Source organism: Parabacteroides sp. B2-S-102 (assembly GCF_023656665.1).
GTDB lineage: Bacteria > Bacteroidota > Bacteroidia > Bacteroidales > Tannerellaceae > Parabacteroides > Parabacteroides distasonis.
Genome location: NZ_JAMOKM010000001.1, coordinates 348,766 through 372,858, shown reverse-complemented (window position 1 = coordinate 372,858; position 24,093 = coordinate 348,766). Strand labels below are relative to the sequence as shown.

Sequence of the window (24,093 nt, the reverse complement as noted above, 5' to 3'; positions counted from 1 at the left end):
TTAACCTTTCGTATTGGGCGCAAAAATAGATAAATCCGGCATGTTATACAACACTATTCTAGGATAGTATTGGTCTCGATTACTATAAAAGACGGCTTAATTTAATGCGGTTTCTTTACAAATCACACTTTCAATAAATATTTGTCGCTCATGTATCATAGTTTTCGATAAGTTCAATCAGCCTATATATAGTTGTAGACGGATTTATGTATACTCCCAATCGCTTTGCCCGCTTGACAGCTTCATCTATTTTATGTGCCAACACTTCCTTTTCGCATGGCAGTAATACACCTTTTTTATATTTAGCAGATTTTTCCAACAACCTATCTATGCAGACTGATGTGTCTAAGGCACTACAATAATAGTCATAATGCAATAGAAACCACAGCTCAATACAAGGATTAGAAACAAGAAGAATTGCATCCTTTATCTTTTGTAATCTCTCCAACATCCCATCTACGTCCAAATCAAACATAAGGAAAGTTACATCATTTTTGGTCGTCACATAATCTCTTTTACAATTTTCTATATATTTTCCGGAGATATTAGAATCACTTTTCTTTGGTATTATCTGAATGGGCACATGATAAAGCGAACGAAGATACTTTATATAAGTCACTTCTGTTTCTCCTTCGCAGAAAACAAAGAAATTGGGCTTCATTGTCTTACCTTTTGACATCCGAGCTTTACGTGCCATATCAGCCTAATTGTTTTAAGTTCGACATTGAATCATCAATATACGGTATAGCATCAAAGCGACCTTGCAGATAAGCTTTTTCCAAATCCATATTCTCACGGAAATCCTTAAAATCAAAGAGAGAGTATAAATCGGACGAAGCATCTTTGCGCTTGTTGACAAAGTACACTTGATCTTTACGAAGCTTACTTGTATCAAGCAAATAAGTATTATGAGTAGTATATATCAACTGCGCAGACTCACTCTGATGGAACATATTAACGATATATTCCACCAATTTAGCATGAAGACTCGCCTCTATTTCATCTATTAGAAGCACTTTATTACCTTGGATGATATTCAAGATTGTAAGCATCATATTGAACAATACTTTTGTTCCGTCCGATTCTTCCGTGAAAAAATCAAATGGTATGGTAGGATTACTCTTATGAAAAGTAGTGATGATCAACTGTTGCTTTTGAATATCATCTCGGGAAAGAAGCTGATTACTTTGAGGATCAAAAATCGCTGTGGTCAACGACTTAACTCCATGACGAATGCGAATATCCACAATATCACTATCGGCAATTCTTAGGACTTGCAAGAATAAATCTTTGTTCTCATTCAACAATGTTTCAATAGAGAAAGAATTATAACCAAAATAATTCAAAATGAAACGCTCGTTGAAATAACGAAATACCTCTTTTGCCACATCTCTGTCCATCTGACTAGCACGAGAAATAAATAAAGTTTTCTTCGATGTGTTCGATGCCACATCTAGAGGACGGCGAATGACTGAACGGAATTCATAAATATCTTTCTTATCTGGCCCTTTCCGTTCATCCCTCACAAACACTATTGAACGACGGCCCTTCGGATAAGAATACAAAGCTTCGGTTATAATCTCTAATTTGGTCATAGAAAAAGAATATTCGTACTCTACACGGTTAATCAAAAAGCGGATAAAAAAACGACTTGGCTCATTCATACCACCAAACTTGAATGGAGTGAAATTGAAAACAGTATTCTCATTATAATTATGAGACTCAAATATCATCCTCACACAAGCACGGATACCATTGATAATACTACTTTTACCCGAAGCATTGGCACCATAGATAGCAACCGTTTTCAATAAACGTTCACCACCAACCACAAAAGTATTACCTTCCAATGTCTTTGCCTGCTTCGTTTGTAAATTAGCCGCTTGCATGTCCAGCACAACCTCATCCTTTATGGAAAAGAAATTGCTTAAACGTATTTCAAGTATCATTTTATTTTCCTGTTTTGAACCTTTTCTGCAAATATAACAATTTAATTAAGACAACAGGTCTTTTTTAGAAGAAAACTCCACCTCAGCCACTATAAACAACTACTTTATTTGTACAGCCTCTTCACTTGGCATTTCTTGTATTCTAAATTAGATTTTCACTATTGTCTGAGCACTGAGCCACATTTTTTTGTACGCATTCCCTACTTGTATTGGCATAGCAATAGACACAGAAATGGCGGCAAGTGTTATACATACCGATATCTTTGCTTATCATGCAACCGCAGGCTTTCCGTTGACCTTTGTCTTTTAGCTCTTTGCGTTTGTCGGGTAAAGCGGGAAACGTACCAAAAAGATCCGGTTCGGGTAATTGGCCTGTTCGAAGATAATAAACCAATTCATAATCCTCCCCAAACACACGCTCCATTAAATCCCCCATACCACATTATTCTACAATCTGCCAATACCCTTGTTTCCTATCACCTACACGTCTCAATAATCCAAGCTCTTGAAGACGTGAAAGATTATATTTAACACCATCCTCTGTGATATTAAGAAGAGCCTCGCTTATTTCCTTTCGGGTTGTTTCGGGGTGTTCTTTTAGAAAAGATAGTATAGCTTGTTACTGCTCCGTCAAGTTTTGTTTAGTCTTTTGGGTAGTCGCTCTTTCCGGGTACTCAAACTTAATATAGTCCAAATGCCCGAAGCGTCATAACAAAACTCCGGTGTAGAGAATCCCTCATTCTTACAAGCCATGATGATACGTTCAATACCACGTCCTCATGCTTCAATCTCCCCAGAGCGAAAGAACGTATTAGCAATGTCGGGGTTAAGGCTAACCTTTCTTTTATGTCCTATTCTTAGCCTTTTTTATATTGGGCGTAAAAATAGATAAATTCAGCAATACTATATCCTATCAGTATTGAGCTATATCACTATAACAAAGACAAAGGCTATCTATAAAAACAACTGTCACCTCAAAAACACACCAACGAGAGTAATGACATTGACAACTAAAATCACTATACAGAAATACTTTAAATATGTATTTTCTTGATGTAAAACTACAAACTCTTGATTTAATTTCTCCAACAAAGAATTCAATGATTTATTAAAAGAATCAACATCTTTATCAAACTCATCAACAGCCATTTTGAGCTTTGTCAAACTTTCATCGGTACGTACCTTGAACGAGCTTACCACTTGATCAGCCGATTGATTAAACTTACTGCCAATCTGTTTGCTAGACTCATCCAAACGGGAGGTCGAGGATCCCAATTCCAAACTCAATCCCTTTCGCAAAGTGCCGGCCTCATTCTTGAATCCATCCAACAACAGCCTTGAAGACGAATTAAAGGAGTTTATAGAACCGGTGAATTTGTCAAGCGTCCCCTGCAATTCCTTCGAGATATTATCACTTAAATGCTCCTTATTCTCCTTTACTACGACTATCAAGTCCCTTATAATCCCGGAAACATCCTTCAATGAGTCTGCATAATCCCGAACTTTATCGGATACATCCTTATAAGAACCGATCGTATCGCTCACCATCTTCCTAGCCGAGTCAACGCCACTTAAACTCTCTTCCAACCGAGCCAAAGACTCTAATATATTCTTGTCCATAATTTATAATTTTATTCTTTCGTTAATATTTGCGCTAATTGATCTACCCACGACACATGGAAAGCGACCTCAGCTTCCAAGCCCCATTTATCCAACTGCCGAGACTCCCGTTCGTCTATCGCATTATTTTTTTGTAATTCCTGTTTGTATCGAGCCATTTGTTCATAAAACACCTTATAACTTGATGTCCTTCTCTTAAATTCCAGATAGCCCTCCTTATAACTCAATTCAAGCTCTAACCGCAAGTTCATGTTATCTCCTACCCCCAAGTAAAACAGACAATACGCACTTAACAAATCCAAGGCGGGATTACTATCTGTCAACGCTCTCCGTATCAATCGTACCGCTCCTTGTAAATGCTTGATATTATCCATGGGTGAACCGGAGGCTCCGACAACCTCATCCGATACCACATCTAAATACTTAAAGAGAATCTCATAAGAGGAATTCTTGCCATGCTCCGAATCATCGGTCAACGAATAAAGTTGGCCGTTCTCTGTCTGATAGCCCTCCCGTGCGTACTTCGAGTTGAAATAAAAGTAAATATAATCCTTCATATGTTCATTCACTTCCAGCCAATTCTCATTGGGTCTATGAATGGCATCATAGCAGAAGTTCTCCATGTCTTGGATAGCCCGCATCCGCTTCGTAGCGATCTTGTCATAAACAAATTGGGTAAGATAGCCCAAACATTTCTGCATGGCGTTATCTCCCTTGAAATCTCTCGCACGTCGCATTTCCAAATCCGCCCGATCCGCTGCGTAATATCTCAATAAGAAGGCCTTAAGATGTAGAAAATAGTCCTCGTCCGTCTTACGCACCGTGACCACCCGGAATTGCTCGTTCTGATAATCCCGGGTATAGTCGTCGATGACTCCTACACAACACATGCGGTATATCGCCTTCTCCAAGGCCTCCGCATAATCAACCGTTGGTTGATTCCAACCTTTCTTAGCGGCAGGAGTCATTCCTAGCTTAAAGGTCGGAAATCCGCATTTCAATAAAATAGCATTTATCCATTGTATATCCTCCTGATTATCAAGAACAGAATACGATATATAAGATACCAGTGAATCTCCGATCTTGGCATTCAAGAGTTCTGCCATAAACCCGGAAGCCGATTTCTCATTAACATGACCATTATTGACAACCTCATCACCTGTTAGGGTCATGCTATTGTGAGTCATAAGATAATGCATCACCAACTTCTCAAAGTCACCTCCAATAAAGTTATTTAAAAAGAAAAACTTATGTACACCCAAATCCACCGGCACACTCACCATCATCTTTGTCTGCGGGTCTTGCTCCATAAATTCTTTCGGGCAATACAGAATGGTCGCGACTGCCATCTTCCGATCCCGTCCCGCACGACCGGCCTCCTGCACAAAAGCCTCCAAGGAACCGGAATGGTTGATATTTACCGTAAAACGCACATTCGGCTTATCGATTCCCATCCCGAAGGCTTTGGTAGCGACCATGACCGATGTTTCGCCTTTGATAAAACGATCTTGACCCGAAAGCACATCCCCGCCAACAAATGAGCTGACAAACTCTCCGCCATACGCAGCAGCCAAAGCGGAAGAAGCTCCCCTATTAATAACCGTGTCATAAACCCCCAAACTACCCTGACGATGCGGACAGAAAACGATCGCCCCCGCCTCATCCGGTTTGTTGAGCCAATCCGCATCTATACCCGTAGACAAATCCACATCCCGAATCTGCTTGAGCAAGGCCTCATCCATGATACTCTCGCGCTCGATAAAACGTTTCTTTATATACGCCACATTCTCTGGCTTCTCCAGTTCACGCAACCGCTCATACGCAAGTTTCAGATTTTGAGCAAGACACTCGTTCTTCGTCCGATAAACATCCCATTTAGAACTTGTTTTGGAGCCATCTATAGGTATCACCTGATATTGCAACTCCAAGCGATTGGTATTCTCATATCGAACGATCGCATCGGCTTCTAAAGGAAATGCCTCGTTCCCAGATAGTTCCCGCTCGACATCTGCCAGCACATCGAACGAGGCCGTAGCGGTCAATCCAAACAACGTGATATGATTCTCTTCTCCTTCTGTTTGTTTTGGCAGCACATACTGATACAGGTTACGCCCCAAATGCAAATAGGAGAACCGAAAGTCATGCCCCCACTCCGATACACAATGCACCTCATCAATAACCCCATAAGCGAAATAGACATGCAATTCCTCCATATTCCGGAGTCGTTCCCTAAAACTCTTTATACAGAGCCGTTCGGGAGACATGAATACGAACAAGAAACGAGAGCGTTCCATTTGCTGTTCCCTAGCCGCCTTGTCTTGAACTAACGCATTAATGAACGTACAACAATCAATGCCGCAATTCACCAACCCATCATATTGGTCCTTCATCAAAGAGGTCAACGGATCGATCACGATCGTAATACCGGGCTGCAACATGGCAGCCAGCTGATAAGTCAACGACTTTCCCCCGCCGGTAGGCAACAGGCCGATAACCGATTTGTTCGTCATTGCCCGGCTAAGTATAGGCAACTGACCGTCTCGAAATGCCTTTTTACGGAAAATCAAATTGAGGAAGTAAGTCAGCTTAGACACGGTCTCTTGAATCTCCGTGTAAATACCTTGAATATTCTTGACCACGAGTGGATCATACGCAATCCTATCTGTCGTATAGACCACCCGGTCCGCATATGGACAAGATGCCTTATATATAGCGAAAGAACAATTATTCACCGCCTTAAAACAGTTAAAATCAAACTCTTCACCTATTCTCTCTTCCGAGCTATAATGAATGACCAAATCATATACCTTCTCTCGTTGCTTCTCCGTTGCCATTAAGGATGAGGCAATACCAAGATGTAATGGAGATTTCCAATAACACTTGTTGCTTATAACCTCTAAATGAATCCGAGGCAACCGGATGTTCTTATATTCCTTTGACAAACCGGACAACGTATCGAAAAGTTGCCTAAAGTCCTCAAGCGCGATAGCGGCACAAGGAACATCTTTTTCCTCCACCAAAATATGCCAATCCTCCTTTTCGAAAGACAAATAACCCGAGTTCAAAGCCTCAATCAAGGTCTTTTGAATCCGTATTACCGCTATCGGTGTAAAATATAGTTGGTTGGCCTCAATATTAGAAGAAAGGCATCCTGTCTCGTAAATCTTTTGCAGTACCGAGAGCGTATCCGCCGAAAGCCTACCCGGAAATCTCAACGCACCATACTCAGACCTCTCTGTTGAACAACCTAAAGCCTTACCCAATACACGCTCCACAAAAGGAGAAGACTTGGTAGGGAGCCCTCTACATAGTATATTATTCACCACGGCGACCAACGGATGCAAGTCATCCCGTATACTTGCGCCAAGGTCAAAAAGCGCATAGACATCAAAATAAGTATTTATGTCATCCGACCTGTCTTCCAGCTTGCGAAAGACCTCCTCGACACAATCCAAGCGTGCGCCACATCGGAATTGCACGGCCGGATAGAACTGGTATCGAATGATCTGTTCTGGGTTATCTCCACACAATCTCAATGTGTTTATATAATAGGTATAGCCCACGACCTGCTTATCGGATTGCTCAATCGTCTCCTCAAACGATAGCGGATGCGCCAAATAGTTCAAGAATGCCTGCGTCCTTCTGATACCCGTCTGATAATAAGGGCAGACGCAAATCAGATAGTTATCAAACGTACTGTTCGCATAAAACACATCAGCTAAATGCTTCAAGTCTATACCTTCTACATCAAGGATATTTGAGAAGATTTGAAATACGGGCAATCTTTTGCTCATGAGGATATCGGCAGCACTTACCTCATCCAGTCGCTTGTTTATGCACCGAACAGGCAGATGACTGTCGATCAATCGCAATAACTCTCTCGCTCTTCTGATCGCAACCATGGATGGCTCAACAAGGACAATCTCATGAATCCTGCATGAGATACGTTTATCAAGGAGGTATTCAAGAAGGCAAATCGTACCCAAGCCTTGCCCGCAGCCCCAATCGATGACGGAAATCTCTCCCGCAAATGCTCCAAGAGGTATCATATCAAAAGCCTTTCGGAGCTTTCCCTCGTGCCATCTCGTATAAGAAGCCAGATAGCAATCGAGTTGCTCCTCCGTCTCATATACCACTTTTCCACGCTCCGTATATCGCCAAGGGGCATTCCCACAATCTACCGGAAGCGATGCTAAGGCTGCTTTTCGGACGGAGCTTAACGTAACGGCCTCTTGTCTTTTAAGGTTATCAAAGAAAAGTTCCATATCTCAAATTCCAGTGATAGTTTCACCCCAAGGATTTTCCTTGTGGCATTTATAATTTCTAGCAGCAGATTGTTTGCTACTGTTAGCATAGCAATACTCACAAAGATGGACACAGGTATTATACTGACCTATGTCCTTGCTTTTCATGCAGCCACAAAACTCACGCTGCCCTTTATCGCAGTTATCGCCTCTTATGGCATAATGACCATTATCAAGCACTATCGCATCAGAGGGCAACGGAACAACTGTACCAAACAAATCCGGGACAGGTATCGGTCTTATCTCCGCCTTCAAGAACTCCATCAACTCCTTATCATCACAAGCCCTTCGGATCATTAATGCATCGTCCACACAATGATTAGGTTCCACCCCCTTATATCTCCCTTTCTCGCCGCAAGTGGCCAATGTATAATTCCAGCCTTTCAATTTATTCAAAGCGACGAGACGCTCACAAAACTCCACCATCTGCTCTTCTGTCCATTCATGATAAGGAACACCATTGGCCAACAGGTTCGATTTCACCTTTCGATACAAGGCTATATCCGCAAAACTAAACACCAGCTTTTCAGTATACCCTTTCAATTGATCCCCAATGTACTCTATCTTAGTCAAAAGTTTATCTATATCAATATCATCCGTCAGCATAAGCGGGTCAAATCGCCACACGACACCTCCAAAGCCTAGTCGCTCCACCAATAACTTGAACGTCTTGATACGCTTAGCGATCGGCGGCACTCCTCGCTCCAGCCCTTCTTTCTCATAATCATTTAAAGAATATTGGATATAACAACCTATACCTCGCTCTTCAAGTTCATCCAAATGAGCCAACAGGGGACGAGGATTCTTCGACCAAAACACAATAAAGCGAGTCCTCGCGTAGCTCACATAACTTCTCACCCCATTAAATGGATTTGTCCAAGCGGAATATCCCACCTTCATGCGATGAAAAAACCAATCGCTGTAAAAGGCAGGAATATCCGTACTTCTGCTAGCAGATACCACAATCGGAGCTTGCGCCATCGCCTTGCTCATTCCATCCTCCAAGAGTATCTCAATCTTACCCGTATCCTTATCTTTCAAGCTTGCCATCTGTCATCTGTTTAATATCTTTTCATATCACAACACAACCACACTACATCATTAATAGGTGTCTGTATGAAGGGAATAGCGCAAATATAGCAAATTTCCATCATCCCTCCTATTATATCTATTAAATAGGCCCGACCAAATAAATATCCATTACCTTTGCCCCAAACCTTAGCCTAGGTTTCATGCTAGGACATTAATAACTTTATAAAAATTTACGCTATGGATATTTTTGATTTACTATTCGGTTGGGGCGGGCAGGCCATGCAGTTAACATTCCAATATGGATTTATCCTTAAAGAAGAAGATTTCCTTGAGCTTACCGATGAGCAATACGTGCAGTTTCACATCAAGATGGGGGAATGTAACGAAAAGATCTTTATGATCGCACCGGCAGATCCGAGAAACGCAATAGAGGCGGACTCAACGGAGCTACCGATCGTGACCGAATCCCAAAAGGACGCTTTTCTTGAGGCCGCCAAGGACATAGAGAAATATTGCGAAGGAAAGGATTTCCATACGGATGAGGAGAAGTTACGGTTTGCGGCGAGACATATGCCGGATATATTCTCCAAAGGCTCCAAGTATGAGAAATACTCTAAATTCACAGTCACCAAGCGACAGAAAGGCAAGTAGATAATGCTTTCCCGTATCGTCATCGCCTTGGGCGTAGACGATGACGAAAACCGGGATCAGCCCTTTGCTATCTCATACCGCATAAAGAGGAATATTCGTCAGGTTGCCTTGCTCCTTGTAAGGCAGCATGGAATATCGCTCCGCATGCAGGCTTGGTACCTTGTCCAATAAGTTCATCAAGGAATTAGCCCGGACATTTCCTTCGGCCTTCACTTCTATCGGGATCATTTCCGCTCCCCGCTGGATGATGAAATCAAGCTCTAGGCGCGAATTGTCCGCCGTATGATAATAAATGGGAGACACGCCTTTGCTTTTCATCTGTTGCAAAACGTATTGCTCAGTTAGTCCCCCCTTATACTCCTTGAATATATCATTCTTTATCAAGACTTGCGCAGGATCGGTCTGGACCATCGCTCCCATCAAGCCAAGGTCTACCATATAAAGCTTGAAAGCCGATAAGTCCTCGTAAACAGCGAGCGGCAACTCGGGTTTTGCGCATCGAGGTACCTTATACAACAAACCCGCATTGACAAGCCATTGTATGGAAAGCTCAAAGTCGTTGGCCCTCGCGCCTTTACGTAAAGCGCCATAGATAAACTTCTTATTCTCCTTGAATAATTGAGACGGCACACTGTTCCAAACCATCCGGATACGCGGTACTTGCTCTTTGGGCGCATGTTTCGAGAAATCAAGATCGTAACCTTGGAGAATCTCCTGCTGGATACGCCTTACCTCCCGTAAAGCTCCGGTCTCCACGTATTTGGAAACAGCCTCCGGCATGCCTCCCACATAATAATACTGGCGGAGAAGATCCACATACTTCTCATGCAGCAAACTCATCATCACATAGTCACGGCTCATAAGTAATTTACATGCCTCTTTCTCTCCTTTCGCCATAAGAAATTCCTCGAAACTCATAGGATACAGGTTGATGACATTAACCTTGCCTACCGGATATGATATATTCTCATGCAAAGAAATTCCCAAAAGCGAACCCGCCACTGCGATATGGTAGTCTGGAGCTTCCTCCTTAAAATACTTCAACGCCTCCAATACCTCCGGAATATCTTGTACCTCATCCAAAATGACGAGCGTATCATCCGGAGTAATATCCACCGAAGTCATGGCACGGAGACCACGCAAAATTCTTTCCACATCAAAGTCCTGCGTAAAAAGCTGCCGGGCAAGATTGTTCTTACGACATACGACATAAGCCTCTTTCTTATATTCAAGCCTGGCAAACTCATGGAGTAACCAAGTCTTGCCCACTTGTCTGGCACCATTAAGGATAAGAGGTTTTCTGTCCGCTCTTTCTTTCCATTCAATAAGTTCCTTTAAAACAGTTCTTTCCATATGAATACAACATTTTTACGCAGATAAATATAGCTAATCATCACATTTTTCAGCACCAATTCGCCATACAAATATACATAAATACGCGGATATAAGGTATACGGACGTACATTTTTACGCGGCATACGTTCTTTTACCTTCCTGTCTACCCTCTACTCCCCTAAGCAAAAAACGCTCTACTCCTATATGAATTCTTGCTCGATAGCTTATGGATTCTTGTTCGCATACTGTATAATTCCACAAACCACGACGTGGTCCGCACAGATCAAGACGTGGAATATACAAATCACGACGTGGTCTATACATTTCACGGCAATAATTTGGAAATAGATCAAGTAATAAGTATATTTGTATATAGTAAGAAGAATGTTTTTTACTGGAAAATACGAACAATTATACCTAGTAGCAGTTATGGCAGAATATATCAAACAAGAGATGTGCGACCTGAACAGGACGGGGGAAAAGCCTGTGTATTATCGGATGAAGATACAACGGAACATGGACATGGAGGATTTCGTGGAACGGATCACCTACCCCGGATCGGGCTTGAGCAAGGGTAACGTTATGCAAGTGATGACGACAGTAGCGGAACATCTGGCCTATTGCATGGCGGAAGGGCAGTCGGTCACGTTGGATGGCATCGGTACGTTCACGCCCCGCCTAGGCGTGGTGAAGGACAAGGAGATCGACTCGCTGGATGGTGACGAACCGAAGCGTAACGCACGGAGCATCGAGGTGAATGGCATCAACTACCGGGCCGACAAGGAACTGGTACGGGAAACTAACCTGCGTTGCGACTTAAGACGGGGAGGTATCAGCCGTGTATGGAAATCGCCCTTCACCGAAGAGGAGCGCCGGACGCGGGCATTGGATTACCTTGATGAACACCCATTCCTGCGCATACAAGACTACATGGCTATCACCGGACTAAAACGCAGTAGCGCGAACCGGGAGCTACTACGCCTCAGCAGCGATCCGGCGAGTGGGATCACCATATCGGGTTATGGAAGCCACCGGGTGTATGTCCGCAGGAAAACAGAGGGCGATCACTAATCCACCCAATGGTGCCCCGGGCCGGAGAAAACACATACATTTTACTCCGGCTTTTGACTAAGCATTTGTATTGTTTCAGTAAACTCCACGACTATAGACTTCAAATTGGGATTATCGAGTCGAATAATAATCGCCGCATAATTCTGTATCCCATCTGCATCTCGGATGTCCGCAGACATGAAAGCGAAATCAGATTTACGCGGCGAGGAATGAAACCAAAACTCAAAAAGGCGATTGCGCATACTCTGCTTGCTATCTCCTGTCTCACAAATATACAACAGAGTTGTATTAGAACATTCGAAAAACTCATAGACTATCGCCATTATCGCCCGCCTCAACTTAGAATCACGAGGAGACTTTCTATTATTCGTATTAGCAATAATAAATTGATAGGATTCATCACTAAGCATCAATTCGTCCTCAAGAAAACTGACATAATAAATCACACCAAAGTCCGTAACAAACCGGAAACACATAGAATCCCTAAGAGCTGTTACCGCATAAGGAGAATTAGAATTTATACGTTCAAGGTTAAGGCTTACCATACTTCAAAATAAGTAGCTTCTTGCCCTGTACGTTTCTTAAACTCTTCTTTCATCTCTTTTTCCAGTTTAGCTACATACTCTCGCTTCAGCTTCCGTGCGGTCTCCAACCGACGCAAAGCCTCTTCTCTGGTAATCTTGCTATTTTTCTCTTTTTCCATATCCTTCGATATAATACTTATATATTACAAATGTAGGATAAATTCCGTTCTTTACCAAAATATTTATTCTTTGCTTCTGTTTTTGAGAAATATAACAAACACACAGATCACTAATCCACTTGATGGTGCCCCGGGCCGAGATGCTTGCGGGTACCATTTGGCTTTATCAGTTCGGCGGAGGTGCCTTCCGGGATTTGGAGATCGAACTTCATTCGCTTGCCTTTCTTCTTGATACTTACTTGGATGGTTCCATAATGAGTCTCTAGACTGGCAGAGGCTTCCGATAAGGAACCCAGTTGAGGCGCAATCTTAAAGGTACGGAAGCCGGGAGAGGTTGGCTCGATACCACAGACCTTCTGGCTCAATAAGGTAAGCGGGCCACCGCTCCAAGCGTGATTGATCGTGCCGCCACCGAAGCCCTCGGCTCCGATGCCCCATCCCTCGAACAAGGTCGTATATTCGGCATAATCCAGCATACGGGTGTAACGTTGCTTCATCCGTTCCAAGGCAAACGTCGGCTCGCCCATCTGGAAAAGGGCCTCTAGGACATACTTCTCCATATAAGGGCTGGCGTGATACTCCTTTTTAAGCACCTTCGTCAGCGCCGGATACTTATCTTTCGAGGCCAGCCCGGAAACAACCGCCATGGCTTGGGAGCGATCGTCCGTCTCCCCTTTATAGCCGGGGGAGCGATAGGCGGAACCTGTCCAGAACTTCGTGTCGAAACAACGTTCTATGCTACGCATCATCTGGGAGATCTCATCGGCATCCTTATCCTTGCCGAGTTGCAGGGCGAAGGCTCGCTCCGCTTTCAAGGCCAGATAATACCAGCAGTTGGTCAATACGCCCATATCGACATGCTCGCCCCAGTCGCCCCAGCTCCAAGCGCCTTGACGCTCGATCACCAAGCCACTCTTATCGACTTGCCAGACCTCGTGCAGGTAACGGCGCATCCGGTCGTATATCACCGGGACGAAACTACTGTCGGCACTATAATAATATTGCGTATAAAAACCGTACCAACCGATAGACGCCAACATCTGTAAAGGAAGCTCCTTATCCCAATTACCCGCCGGAACCGGAGCGTAGAGCGTTCCGTCCTCCCGCTGCCAATTCATTAATTCATGGATGCCTTTTACGGCTAGTTTCTGCCCGGACGGAGAAAGGGCGTAGAAAGCCTCGCCTAGCTCATTCACCTCGTCACCCCACCATTGGGCACGTTCACGGTCCGGACAGTCCATATAATTATCACGCATCGTTATGTATAAGGTGCGGGCAGAACGTTGCCAAAGCTCGTCGTAGAACGGGTCGTCACAATGGAAAGAGCCCGCGAGGTCCGTGTTGTAACCGGTCTCACGGTATTTCACATCCAGCACCTTCACGCCCTCGGGGATGATGTAATAGACCTCATGGCCGTTCATCCAGCCATAGCTTTCGTATTCCTGCTCACCCTCACGGGTGATATATTCGGCACGTACGTTGCGCTCGCTTCCTCCCTCGTAATTATCCATCCGGATGTGGATAGTCTTCCCGGCCTCCGCCTCTACTTTCAGATACGGAGTGATCTGGGCATTATAGGGCAAACGACAGAACAAGGTATCGCCTTTCAAGGATTCCCGGACGGATACATAGGATAACAGGCCGCTGTTTTTCCACTGGGGTATCGGACGTTCCACCAGCTCCCCGAAAGGAGCTTTCCCCGCCTTACCGACGCAGACCGCCCCCGGAAGGGAACCTTCGAAACTCGTACGGTTCCAGTTTGTTATCGCTTGACGGGCATCGAAGCGGATATTACTCTCCGGCATACGGTAATTCGGGAAAGGGGCGTCGGTATTTTGATAGGCCTCATACAAGGCGCACTGCCAGCTCGCATCGGAGACGATCTCCAGTCCCGGAGCGATCGCCTCGAATAACAAAGCCGCTTTCCCGCTGTTGATATGACTGAAACCGTCTTTCCCGAAATGCCAGAGTAAGATAGCGATGGTGTTCGAACCTTTTGTCAGGTAAGGGGCGATATCTACCGGATCGTAATAAGTCCCGGAAGGAGAAGGTCCTCTTTTCAAGCCACCCTCGAAGACAACCAGTTGGTCGTTGATCCAAAGCCAATACTTGGAATCGGCGGCGATACGGGCGATGAGTTGATTCGGGACATCCGTCACAGCGAATGATTTACGGTAGATCAACCAAGTATTCGTAGCGCTTTGGCAACGCTCGGTATTGATCCATTGGGCTTTCCAAGGGAAGGATTCGGGATGAGATGAAGCTGTCGCCTTTATCCAGCCGAAAGGCAAGAGGAACAAAAAGAAGGCAATGAGTAGCTTATTCATAAATTTAATCTTTAAAGTTCAACAGTTTATAATTATCTGGTTGTAGAGACGGGGCGTGCCCCGTCTCATCCCCCAAAAAGGTAACTTAAAGATACTATCAGCCGGTGGGAGACGGGGCACGCCCCGTCTCTACAACTAAGTATATTAAGCGGGATATGTAAATGTATGCGTACCGGCGGATACGGTCTCGGTCTGATCGCCTACCACGATATCGGCGGAGCAATCAGCCGGAATCGTCACGGTAAGCATAACCTTATCCCCTTCCCGTTTCCATTCGCTGGCGATACGGCCGCGTACGGAATGGTACTCACCTTTCGCCCAATCCAGTTCTTTCACGAAATGAGGAGTGATACGGATATGACGGAAGCCCGGATCCGAGTCGTCATGATTGATACCGGCCAGCTGGTTCATCATCCAAGCGGAGACATCTCCCATAAAGACATGGTTCAAGGAAGCGTCGGCAAACTTCGGACTAAGTGTCCACGTCTCCGGCAATGTGGAGTAACCCATCGTCTCTACCCAATATCCCCAAGAAGGTGCCTCGGTCTTCGTGATCATCTTCATGGCATCCTCGATATAGCCATATTTCGTAAGCATGGCCGGAACGGTCTTACTGCCTAAAAGACCGAAGTCCAAGAAATAGTTATTTCCTGCTACCACCTCACGCAGCTTATCCGCCACGAGTTGTTCCTTTCCTTCCGGTACAAGTCCCAGATACAAGGCCAAGGCTTGCGCCGTTTGGGTCCCTTCGGCATACACACCGGTCTCGGGGTTGAAGAACTTCTGGTTGATCAAGGATTTGAGCGTATTCGCTTTCTCTTGATAAGGAGCGGCATCCTTGCCCAGTAAAGAGGCGAAGCGAGCCATCAACTTATAATCCAGATAATAGTAGGCGGTAGAGGTATATTCATTATTCGTCGTAGCTTTCCAATACACCCAGTCACCCAAGCCAAAAGGCAAGTAACCGTCTTTCTCTTTCGTCTTCAAATAATCCAGATATCGCAGCATCGTAGGATATAAGCGTTCTATACTGCGAGACTCTCCATAATAATCATACAAGGCGTTCGGGATGATAAACATGACAGCGTCCCAAACCGGACCCGGCCACTCGCCATATCCCCAACCGCTGGAAGGGATGATACCGGAGATCTCACCCGCCTCACGCTGGTTGTCGATAATGTCATCCATCCATTTCTCATAAAGCGTGATACCATCGAAGCCCAGCAAACCGAGGTCGATCGCAATATGTGCATCGGCTGTCCAGCCATTCTTCTCCCGTTGCGGACAATCGGTCGGGATACTGTGCAGGTTACTACGGTAAGCCTGCATCGTAGCCTCCCATATCTTATTCAATAGAGGATTCGAACAAGCGAAGGAACCGGACGGACGGACATCGGTATGCATAAACAAGCCGGTCAAGTTCTCTTCCGTTAAAGTAACGGGACGGCTACTCTCCACCTCCACGTATTGGAAACCGTGATAAGAGAAGGAAGGCATGAAGATCTCCTCCTCTCCCGTACCTTTCAAGGTAAAGACATCCATCTGGAATACCTCGTCCGGCTTGACCGGATGATAATATACATTGATATTGCCTTGCTCCAAGCGACCATCTTTCTTCAACAACTCACCATGTTTTAACGTGATACGGGTTCCCGCCTCGCCTTTCACCTTTAAGCGGCAAAGGCCGGACATGTTCTTCGGGAAAGAATATACGTATAATTGATCGGAGAAACGTTTCATAGACACGGGTCTCACCTCTTCCGTGATACGGATTCCCGGCATTTGCTGGGCTACCAACAGAGGTGCCGGAGCCTGCGCCGGAAGTGCCGCTTCCCATTTACTATCGTCGAAATGAGCGGTTTTCCATCCGGCCTCTTCCAGCCGGGCATCGAATTTATCGCCGCTGTATATATTATTATAGGTATAGGCCCCGGTGGAAGTCTTCCAAGTCTCGTCCGAGCCAATCACCTCCGTCGTACCATCCGTATAGGTAATACGTAACTCACATAGCAGGCGGGGACGATCCCGCCAGCGTGCCTCATGGAAATTCCAGACCGCCACGGACTGCTCATTGTACCAGCCGTTTCCCAGAACAGCGGCCACGGCGTTGTCGCCTTGCTTCAGCAAAGAGGTAACATCATGCGTCACGTACAAGATACGTTTATCGAAATGCGTATACCCCGGGTCCAGATAATTTGTTCCGACCCGCTCGCCATTGATGAATAGCTCATGATACCCGGCGGATGCTACGTACACACGGGCATCCTTCACTTCCTTGCCTACCGGGAAAGACTTGCGGAACAGAGGGGCAGGCTCGAACTCCTTATCCTTATGATCGGTAATCCAAGAGGCGGACCAATCCGAGGGATCGAACTTAGCGGTCTCGAAAGAAGCCGTCTCCGAGGTAACGCACGGACGCCCTTCACCATCCCATACCGTAACATTCCAGTAATAACGGGTATGAGGTTTCAGGGCCATTCCCTCCGCATAGGGCCGCAAGTCGTCCGGACTCGTACCGATCCGTACCTCATAGCGGGAAGCCTTAAAGCCCTCCTCATTTCCGGAGTATTCCCATGTAAAGCGAGGAGACGAAGTATCCAAGCCGATAGGCTCCGTAAGGTATTCCGTACGGAGATTCGTAGGTATCGTTAATTCATTATTGCTTTTGCAACCGCCTAATAAGAGGGCGGCGAAAGCGTAGATATAAATAGACTGTTTTATTCGCATAGTAGCATCGTTTATTTTATTATTCATATTTGGTTTTAATCCATACAAACACGGATTTCTTCAGGAGCGTTGATATAGCTTATCACCTTACCGTCCGCACCTTTCTCATGCCGGATCTCAATCACCCCATAAGGCGTGGGAAACGTACCTTCCACCCATTCGAGATCTCCCAGATGTGGGATGATACGTACCGTACGGCAACCCGGTTCCACCACTTGTACGCCCAATACGTACTCGCTTAACCACGATGTGGGGCCCGAAGCCCATCCATGGCACAAGCTATGGCGGAAACCTTGATAGCAATACGCTCCATAATCTCCATGAATATCTTTCTTTCCAGCGGGGACCAGCTCATCAATACGCCCTGCATCCGGAAGCCATTCCATATTGAAATCCTCCCAAAACGTAGTAGCACCTACATCCAGCATAGCTCCCCAATACGTACGGATCACATCTAACGCACCTTGGTAATTACCAGCCAACGCCATTGCCCGTAGCATATAATACCCGTAAAACGTAGAGAAGCCTTTCGCCCCGTCCACTGCCAAGCAACGCTCGTTCGCCTCCTTAGCATCCATGATACCCGCCAGAGCCATCAAAGCGGCGGCCTGTTTGTCCCCGGGCGTAATCCGATCTTTCTCCGAAGGGAACCGGGATTTCTTCCGAAGGGAAAACTCAATAGCCTTGGAAGCTACCATACGGCATTCCGAGGCCAACGCATCCTCGCCTAAAACGGTACATAACTCCTCTCCCGCACGCATGGCTTGTATCATCAGCGATTGAAGGCCGGCATCGATAGCGGGTGTATTCTCACTGGAAGGCCAATCCAAGAAACGGTTCCCATCCAGTCTCTCTTGTCCGCTTGGGTCAACCTTCGAGATCAAGTGACGCAGCAAAGCAGTCATATAAGAGCGTTGCTCTTGTAGATACGCAAGATTCCCTTGGTAATAATACCAATCCCGCTGAATCAACAACCACCAGATCGAGTACGAACTGATACCGTTCATCCAACTAGGCAGCGGCGTAATATCCCGAATCAAATCCAAGCTCTTAGGAACCACCTCATTATAACCGAAGACGGTACTGACCGTCATTACCTCCGGATGTAAATCCCCCACCCAGACCAGACGATCCCGTTTTACGCCGTCCCATAGATATTCCTGCATATTCAAGTGGACCGTGTATGCACCCGTCTTCCAGATCCGGTTCAACCGCTCGTCATTACAACGGAAAGAGCCCAAATAAGGAATATCCCGAAACGTGGAGATCGCACGGACCTCTTTTAATTGCAACTCCGTAGAATCACCCAATACATCAATACGCACGAAACGGAAACCGGAATTACCGATCTCCTGCACGCCCAGCCAAGGGAGCGATACCACGAAATCCCGCATCGCATGATCGTTGCTCGCCCCGTTCGCGCCATCTATCTCGCACATAGCCTCACTAACGGATTCGCCGAAACGAACCCGTACGGAAACCGGATCGTGAGACGGCGGCATACCGGTCACCAGCTGAAGGCCGCCTTGCAACTCCTTCCCGAAATCAAGCAGCAAAGCGGGATGTTCGGTTGGCGTACTTTTCAACACACACAACCGATTATTCGCCAAATCCGACTGTCCATTGCCCGGAACAAGCAAATGGTTCGCTCCCGTAATTCGCGAACTATCTTGCTGCCAGACAATACGGACCGGAGCGATATACTCCCGTGTCCGATGGTCTCGCTGCTGGGCGAACAACGTGAACGAACCGATCCCTATGAATAGAATGATTAATTTCTTTCGCATACGCTAGAGTCCAAAAGCCGGAACCAAGTCATCCAATTGCTGCTCCGTCATACCTTCCGGCTCGTAACCGGTCATGCGGGCACTGAAATAGATCTGGGCGGATTTACTCAACGTATCGATCGCATCGAAGCACTCGATCAGGTCCTCACCGACGGCAAGGATACCGTGCTTCTCCCAGAACACCACGTCGTGCTCCTCCAACTGACGGATCGTAGCGTGCGCCAACGCCAAAGTGCCCGGTATCTCGTAAGGAACGATACCGACCCCTTTCGGCACGATAATCCGACATTCCGGGATCATACTCCATAACGTGCGGGTAATCTTCTCCGAATCCAAGAACGGCTTACAATGCGTCATGCCGATAATATCCGTCGGATGCGTATGCAATACCACCCGGTTATCCCGTCCCTTCGCACGCAAGAAATTGTGCATCAACAAATGGGAAGGCAACTCGGAAGTCGGTGGGATCGGTTGCTCCGCTAGGATATCATACGATTTCCCATCGGCGGCGATACGGATCAAAGAGCCGTTGGCGAAAGGATCTTTCGCCACGTAACGCATCCGTTTTCCGGTACCCGTCACATAAAAGACGTGCCCGCATAAGGCCGTCATCGCCTCTTGCAAGGGAATCGAGGAAACCAAAGCCGGCAACGCCTTCTCCTCCTCGCTCAATAAAGTAGTCAGGTTCACCGATATATTCCCGCCGTTTCGCTCAGCCCAACCCTTGGTCCACAAATAGCCGGCGACCTCGGCGATACGATCTATTTCCGCCATCAGGCGTTCATTGTTTCTTAGTATTATCATGTCTATTTTAATTAAACTATATTCGGATATAATAAGGAAAGGATCAAGATACACATGCCGGTAATCAATACCACGATCGTCCGGCGATCCACGCCCTTCCATTCTTTTAATAAGATGCCCCAGACATTACTGAAAATAACATTCAACGACATCAGGATACTCCACGAGAAAGCCAGCATAACCGGGGAATCCGAGAAATAGCTCTTTCCCATCCCCAGTCCGAAGAACTGCGAGTACCAAAGCACGCCTGCCAAAGCGCAAAATAAGACATTATTCAGCAATGTACCTCCCGATACCGAGAAATAATCCTTGCCCGTCCCGTTTTTCACGTTCTGGAAAATACAATACACAGCGTTCGTACAAAAGCCGCCCAAAGTAACCAACAGTATCACGGGATTCAAGGCGAACAGATCGCTAGCTCCCGCCTCTCTCGCTTTCGCCAGCACCTCGTTTCCCGATTCCAAACCCAAATTGAAGCAGGCGCTCATCACACCGGCAAGCAAGGCTACCGCCAAGCCCTTAGTCAAGGCAAAATCCTTCACCGCCGCTTTCTTCTCCTCCTCACTCATATTCCGGGCCCGCAGGCTTCCGGCGTAACCGATCACGGCGATACCTGCCAAGGTAATGCAAACACCGGTCAACAGGATCAATCCGGTTCCCTCAAACAGGTTCGTTCCACCGAACAAAGCCGGGAAGAGCGTACCGAAACCGGCGCATGTACCCAAGGCGATGCTCTGTCCCAAAGCTACGCCCAGATAACGCATACTCAACCCGAAAGTCAACCCGCCGACACCCCAGAGCATGCCATAGATAACCGCTCCCAAGCTACCCGGCGAACACCATAGCTCCAGTAAGGTACTCCCTTCCGGTACCGCCAACATCGCTCCGAGATAAGGGAAAACCAACCAAGCGAAGATACCTTGCACCAACCAAAAGCTTTCCCAACTCCAATCCCGGATCTTATTGATCGGCACGTACGAGCTACTCTGCCCGAAACTGCCGATCGCGATGATCAACAACCCGATCCCGATCTCTATCATTGCCGTCTTGAGGTAACGTCGGACTCATATTTCTCGATCTCAGCGATATAAGACTCTCCTACGGGGACCCCACTTTGTAGACAATACATATCCCAAACCGCCCCCCAAGGCAGACTCTTCGCTTCCTCCTGCAAGGCAAGACGCTGGAAATACTTACCCTCATCCTCGTACTGGCGAAGCAAGGCGATCGGCTCCAGCAAAGCGAGCATAAAGGCTTTTTGCGTAGCACGGCTACCAATGACATAAGCACCGATACGATTGATGGTAGCGTCGAAATAATCCAAACCGATATGTACCCGGTCCAAGGCGTCGCAACGCACGATCTCACGAGCTAAATCCTGCACATCGTCATTCAAGATCACGACATGATCGCTATCCCAACGGATCGGACGACTTACGTGCAACATGATCTCGGGCGTAAACAGCAATAACGAGGAAACCTTGTCGGCGATACTTTCCGTCAGATGGAAATGGCCGGTGTCCAAAGTAACGATCTTATTCTTTTTCGCTCCGTAGCCCAAATAAAAATCATAGGAACCTACCGTATAACTCTCCAAGCCGATACCGAAGAGTTTCGCCTCGATACAATCTTTCATCCATTTATATTCGGTAGCGAATATCTCATCCAGCGATTCCTCCAAGATACGGCGATAACGTAAGCGGCTGGCCGGTACTTCCTTGCTCCCGTCATGTATCCAAAGGTTCATCATGCAAGGATCGTTCTGGGCTTTGCCCATCTCATCGCTGATCCAGCGACAACGCTTCGTATGCTCGATCCAGAAGTTACGGATATCATCGCTGGGGTTCGCCAAGGTCAAATCTCCGCTTTTAGGGTGCGAGAAAGAGGTACTGTTGAAGTCTAGCTTGAAATCATTCTCTTTCGCCCATTGTATCCAACTCTCGAAATGATGGGGTTCTACCTCGTCACGGTCTACTTTCTCCCCTTGGAAATCCCCGTAGATCTCATGCAGACTAAGCCGATGATTACCGGGAATATAGGATTTCGCTTTCAATACATCCCGGCGCAACTCGTCGATAGTACGGGCACGTCCCGGATAATTGCCGGTCACTTGTATACCACCGGTCAAGGAGCCGCCTTGGTTCTCGAAACCGCTTACGTCATCGGCCTGCCAGCAATGCAGGGATAGGGATATTTTCTTCATATCCTCTAATGCTTTACGAACGTCTACACCTACGACCGCATAACGTTCTGCCGCTACTTCAAATGCCTGTTGAATTAAACTGTCTTTTGTCATGGTATGATGTTTTTAAATTTATATGATTTGAAAGTGTATCACCTTTCCGGATAAAATTCCTTGGGAGGGAATGCGGTGGCTATCAGTCTTCGCATCTCCCAACAATCCGTCAGTAATCCTGCCGACTTAGCCTGTATCAAGCAATTTCCAATGGCAGTCGCCTCAGACGGGCCTGCCAATACGGGAATACCGATAGCGTTGGCTGTCAACTGATTCAGCAGATCGTTCCGAGAGCCACCACCTATCACATGCAATCGTTCAATCGGATGTGGCGACATCGATTTGAGTATTTCCAGCACCTCTTTATAACGATTCGCCAAGCTATAAAATATACAATGTACATAATCGGCGTCCGAAGCGGGAACAGCCTGTCCGGTTTCCTCACAATAGGCCGTGATCTCACGTAGCATACTCTCAGGATTGGCGAAACGAGGATCATCCGGATTGATCAAAGAAGTAAATTCGCTCAACTCCGCCATCCGAACCATATCATCGTACGAATAATCCAATCCGGACCGCTTCCATTGCTCCCGGCAACGTTCCAAGATCCACATACCTGTAATATTCTTCAAAAAGCGAGTCGTACCCTCGATACCCCCCTCATTCGTGAAATTATTCTTGAAAGATACCTCGTTGATGATCGGCTTCTCCACCTCGATACCCATCAAGCTCCAAGTACCACTACTCAAGTAAGCGAAATTAGGAGAAGAAGCAGGAACAGCGGCTACCGCCGACGCCGTATCGTGACCAGCCACGGCGATTACCGGGATTTCCCCGATTCCTGTCTTACGGGCGATCGACTCGCTCAACCGCCCGATCAACGTCCCCGGCATCACCACCGGACACATCAAAGTAGGAGATACACCTACGGCCTCCAAGAGCTTGTAATCGAATTTATGGGTTTCCGGGTTCAATAATTGAGACGTGGAAGCGATCGTATATTCACATACCATACGCTCCGTCAACATATAAGCCAAAAGGTCCGGTATGAATAATATCTTTTCCGCCACTTCCTGCGGTATAAACGAGTCTTGCCCCGCCCTGAAAAGCTGGAACAAGCTATTAAACGGCATCACTTGAATACCTGTCCGCTTATAGACCTCTTCCTTGGGAATCCGTTTGAAAAAGTCCTCGGGAGCGCCGTCCGTATAAGGATCTCGGTAAGCACGAGGTAAGCCCAATAAAGAGCCATCCAAAGCCACATACCCAAAATCCACCCCCCATGTATCTATTCCGATCGAGTGCAACCGGATTCTTTGCCGGGCGCATATCGTCAAGCTTTCTATAAGAGAAGTATAAAGATGATAGATATCCCAATAAAACCGTCCGTGTAATTCCACCATCGGATTCGGGAACCGATGGATCTCTTTCATTTCAAATTTGGCATCCTTTAAGGTCCCGAGCACGGCCCGTCCACTGGTAGCCCCTATATCAAAGGCTAGAAAATTATATTCCTTCATGGCTTAACAAAGTTATTTGTTTGACGA

Annotated in this window: 18 protein-coding genes and 1 pseudogene; 2 read left to right on the top strand and 17 right to left on the bottom strand. The window is 46.3% G+C overall.

Annotation, left to right across the window (positions count from 1 at the left end; all coding sequences use genetic code 11):
• Positions 1–148: 148 nt before the first annotated feature.
• From NBH07_RS01590 to NBH07_RS01560, 7 genes and pseudogenes are all read right to left on the bottom strand, one after another.
• Positions 149–697 (bottom strand): RloB family protein, encoded by a 549-nt coding sequence (locus NBH07_RS01590; RefSeq protein WP_009017915.1) that lies wholly within the window; start codon positions 695–697, stop codon positions 149–151.
• 1 nt (position 698) lies between these two features.
• Entirely contained in the window at positions 699–1,949 is a 1,251-nt protein-coding gene (locus NBH07_RS01585) for an AAA family ATPase (protein ID WP_009017914.1), read from the bottom strand.
• A gap of 142 nt (positions 1,950–2,091) precedes the next feature.
• Positions 2,092–2,391, bottom strand: a pseudogene (locus tag NBH07_RS01580) (DUF1848 family protein); the annotation flags it as partial.
• The gene (locus tag NBH07_RS01575; protein ID WP_232284121.1) at positions 2,392–2,517 is read right to left on the bottom strand and encodes a hypothetical protein; all 126 of its coding nucleotides are present in this window, start codon (positions 2,515–2,517) and stop codon (positions 2,392–2,394) included.
• 401 nt (positions 2,518–2,918) lie between these two features.
• Positions 2,919–3,569 (bottom strand): hypothetical protein, encoded by a 651-nt coding sequence (locus NBH07_RS01570; protein WP_009017912.1) that lies wholly within the window; start codon positions 3,567–3,569, stop codon positions 2,919–2,921.
• An 11-nt stretch (positions 3,570–3,580) separates the two neighbouring features.
• Positions 3,581–7,834: a DEAD/DEAH box helicase gene (locus NBH07_RS01565; protein ID WP_009017911.1), complete on the bottom strand. Its 4,254-nt coding sequence runs from the start codon at positions 7,832–7,834 to the stop codon at positions 3,581–3,583.
• A gap of 3 nt (positions 7,835–7,837) precedes the next feature.
• Positions 7,838–8,866 carry a DUF1848 domain-containing protein gene (locus NBH07_RS01560; protein WP_229045720.1) on the bottom strand — a complete coding sequence of 343 codons (1,029 nt, stop codon included), beginning with the start codon at positions 8,864–8,866 and terminating at the stop codon, positions 7,838–7,840.
• Between the two features lie 276 nt (positions 8,867–9,142).
• Here NBH07_RS01560 and NBH07_RS01555 point away from each other — a divergent pair, with 276 nt between their 5' ends.
• Positions 9,143–9,556 (top strand): hypothetical protein, encoded by a 414-nt coding sequence (locus NBH07_RS01555; protein WP_009017909.1) that lies wholly within the window; start codon positions 9,143–9,145, stop codon positions 9,554–9,556.
• A 72-nt stretch (positions 9,557–9,628) separates the two neighbouring features.
• Here NBH07_RS01555 and NBH07_RS01550 read toward each other — a convergent pair whose 3' ends face one another.
• Complete coding sequence (locus tag NBH07_RS01550) at positions 9,629–10,909, bottom strand: ATP-binding protein (protein WP_009017908.1); 1,281 nt, start codon at positions 10,907–10,909, stop codon at positions 9,629–9,631.
• A 411-nt stretch (positions 10,910–11,320) separates the two neighbouring features.
• Here NBH07_RS01550 and NBH07_RS01545 point away from each other — a divergent pair, with 411 nt between their 5' ends.
• On the top strand, positions 11,321–11,962 hold the full coding sequence (locus NBH07_RS01545) for an HU family DNA-binding protein (protein ID WP_009017907.1): 642 nt from the start codon (positions 11,321–11,323) through the stop codon (positions 11,960–11,962).
• A 41-nt stretch (positions 11,963–12,003) separates the two neighbouring features.
• Here the strand turns inward: NBH07_RS01545 and NBH07_RS01540 are convergent, their stop codons facing one another.
• The 9 genes from NBH07_RS01540 to NBH07_RS01500 all read right to left on the bottom strand — a co-directional run bounded on the left by NBH07_RS01540 (position 12,004) and on the right by NBH07_RS01500 (position 24,066).
• Positions 12,004–12,507 carry a DUF6169 family protein gene (locus NBH07_RS01540; RefSeq protein WP_009017906.1) on the bottom strand — a complete coding sequence of 168 codons (504 nt, stop codon included), beginning with the start codon at positions 12,505–12,507 and terminating at the stop codon, positions 12,004–12,006.
• Positions 12,501–12,665: a hypothetical protein gene (locus NBH07_RS01535; RefSeq protein WP_005856488.1), complete on the bottom strand. Its 165-nt coding sequence runs from the start codon at positions 12,663–12,665 to the stop codon at positions 12,501–12,503. Before NBH07_RS01535 ends, NBH07_RS01540 begins: the two co-directional genes overlap by 7 nt.
• A 110-nt stretch (positions 12,666–12,775) precedes the next feature.
• The gene (locus tag NBH07_RS01530) at positions 12,776–14,992 is read right to left on the bottom strand and encodes an alpha-L-rhamnosidase-related protein (protein WP_009017905.1); all 2,217 of its coding nucleotides are present in this window, start codon (positions 14,990–14,992) and stop codon (positions 12,776–12,778) included.
• A gap of 144 nt (positions 14,993–15,136) precedes the next feature.
• Positions 15,137–17,719 carry a family 78 glycoside hydrolase catalytic domain gene (locus NBH07_RS01525; RefSeq protein ID WP_039848690.1) on the bottom strand — a complete coding sequence of 861 codons (2,583 nt, stop codon included), beginning with the start codon at positions 17,717–17,719 and terminating at the stop codon, positions 15,137–15,139.
• A 35-nt stretch (positions 17,720–17,754) separates the two neighbouring features.
• Positions 17,755–19,506, bottom strand: coding sequence for an alpha-L-rhamnosidase-related protein (locus tag NBH07_RS01520; RefSeq protein WP_009017903.1), 1,752 nt, complete (start codon positions 19,504–19,506; stop codon positions 17,755–17,757).
• Between the two features lie 3 nt (positions 19,507–19,509).
• A complete protein-coding gene (gene rhaD, locus NBH07_RS01515; RefSeq protein ID WP_009017902.1) occupies positions 19,510–20,310 on the bottom strand; it encodes a rhamnulose-1-phosphate aldolase in 801 nt (266 codons plus the stop codon).
• A gap of 11 nt (positions 20,311–20,321) precedes the next feature.
• Positions 20,322–21,347, bottom strand: a complete 1,026-nt coding sequence (rhaT, locus tag NBH07_RS01510) for an L-rhamnose/proton symporter RhaT (RefSeq protein WP_085931158.1) — start codon at positions 21,345–21,347, stop codon at positions 20,322–20,324.
• On the bottom strand, positions 21,347–22,606 hold the full coding sequence (locus NBH07_RS01505) for an L-rhamnose isomerase (protein ID WP_009017901.1): 1,260 nt from the start codon (positions 22,604–22,606) through the stop codon (positions 21,347–21,349). The genes rhaT and NBH07_RS01505 overlap by 1 nt, the downstream gene beginning before the upstream one ends.
• A 38-nt stretch (positions 22,607–22,644) precedes the next feature.
• Positions 22,645–24,066 carry a rhamnulokinase gene (locus tag NBH07_RS01500; protein WP_009017900.1) on the bottom strand — a complete coding sequence of 474 codons (1,422 nt, stop codon included), beginning with the start codon at positions 24,064–24,066 and terminating at the stop codon, positions 22,645–22,647.
• Between the last annotated feature and the right edge of the window lie 27 nt (positions 24,067–24,093).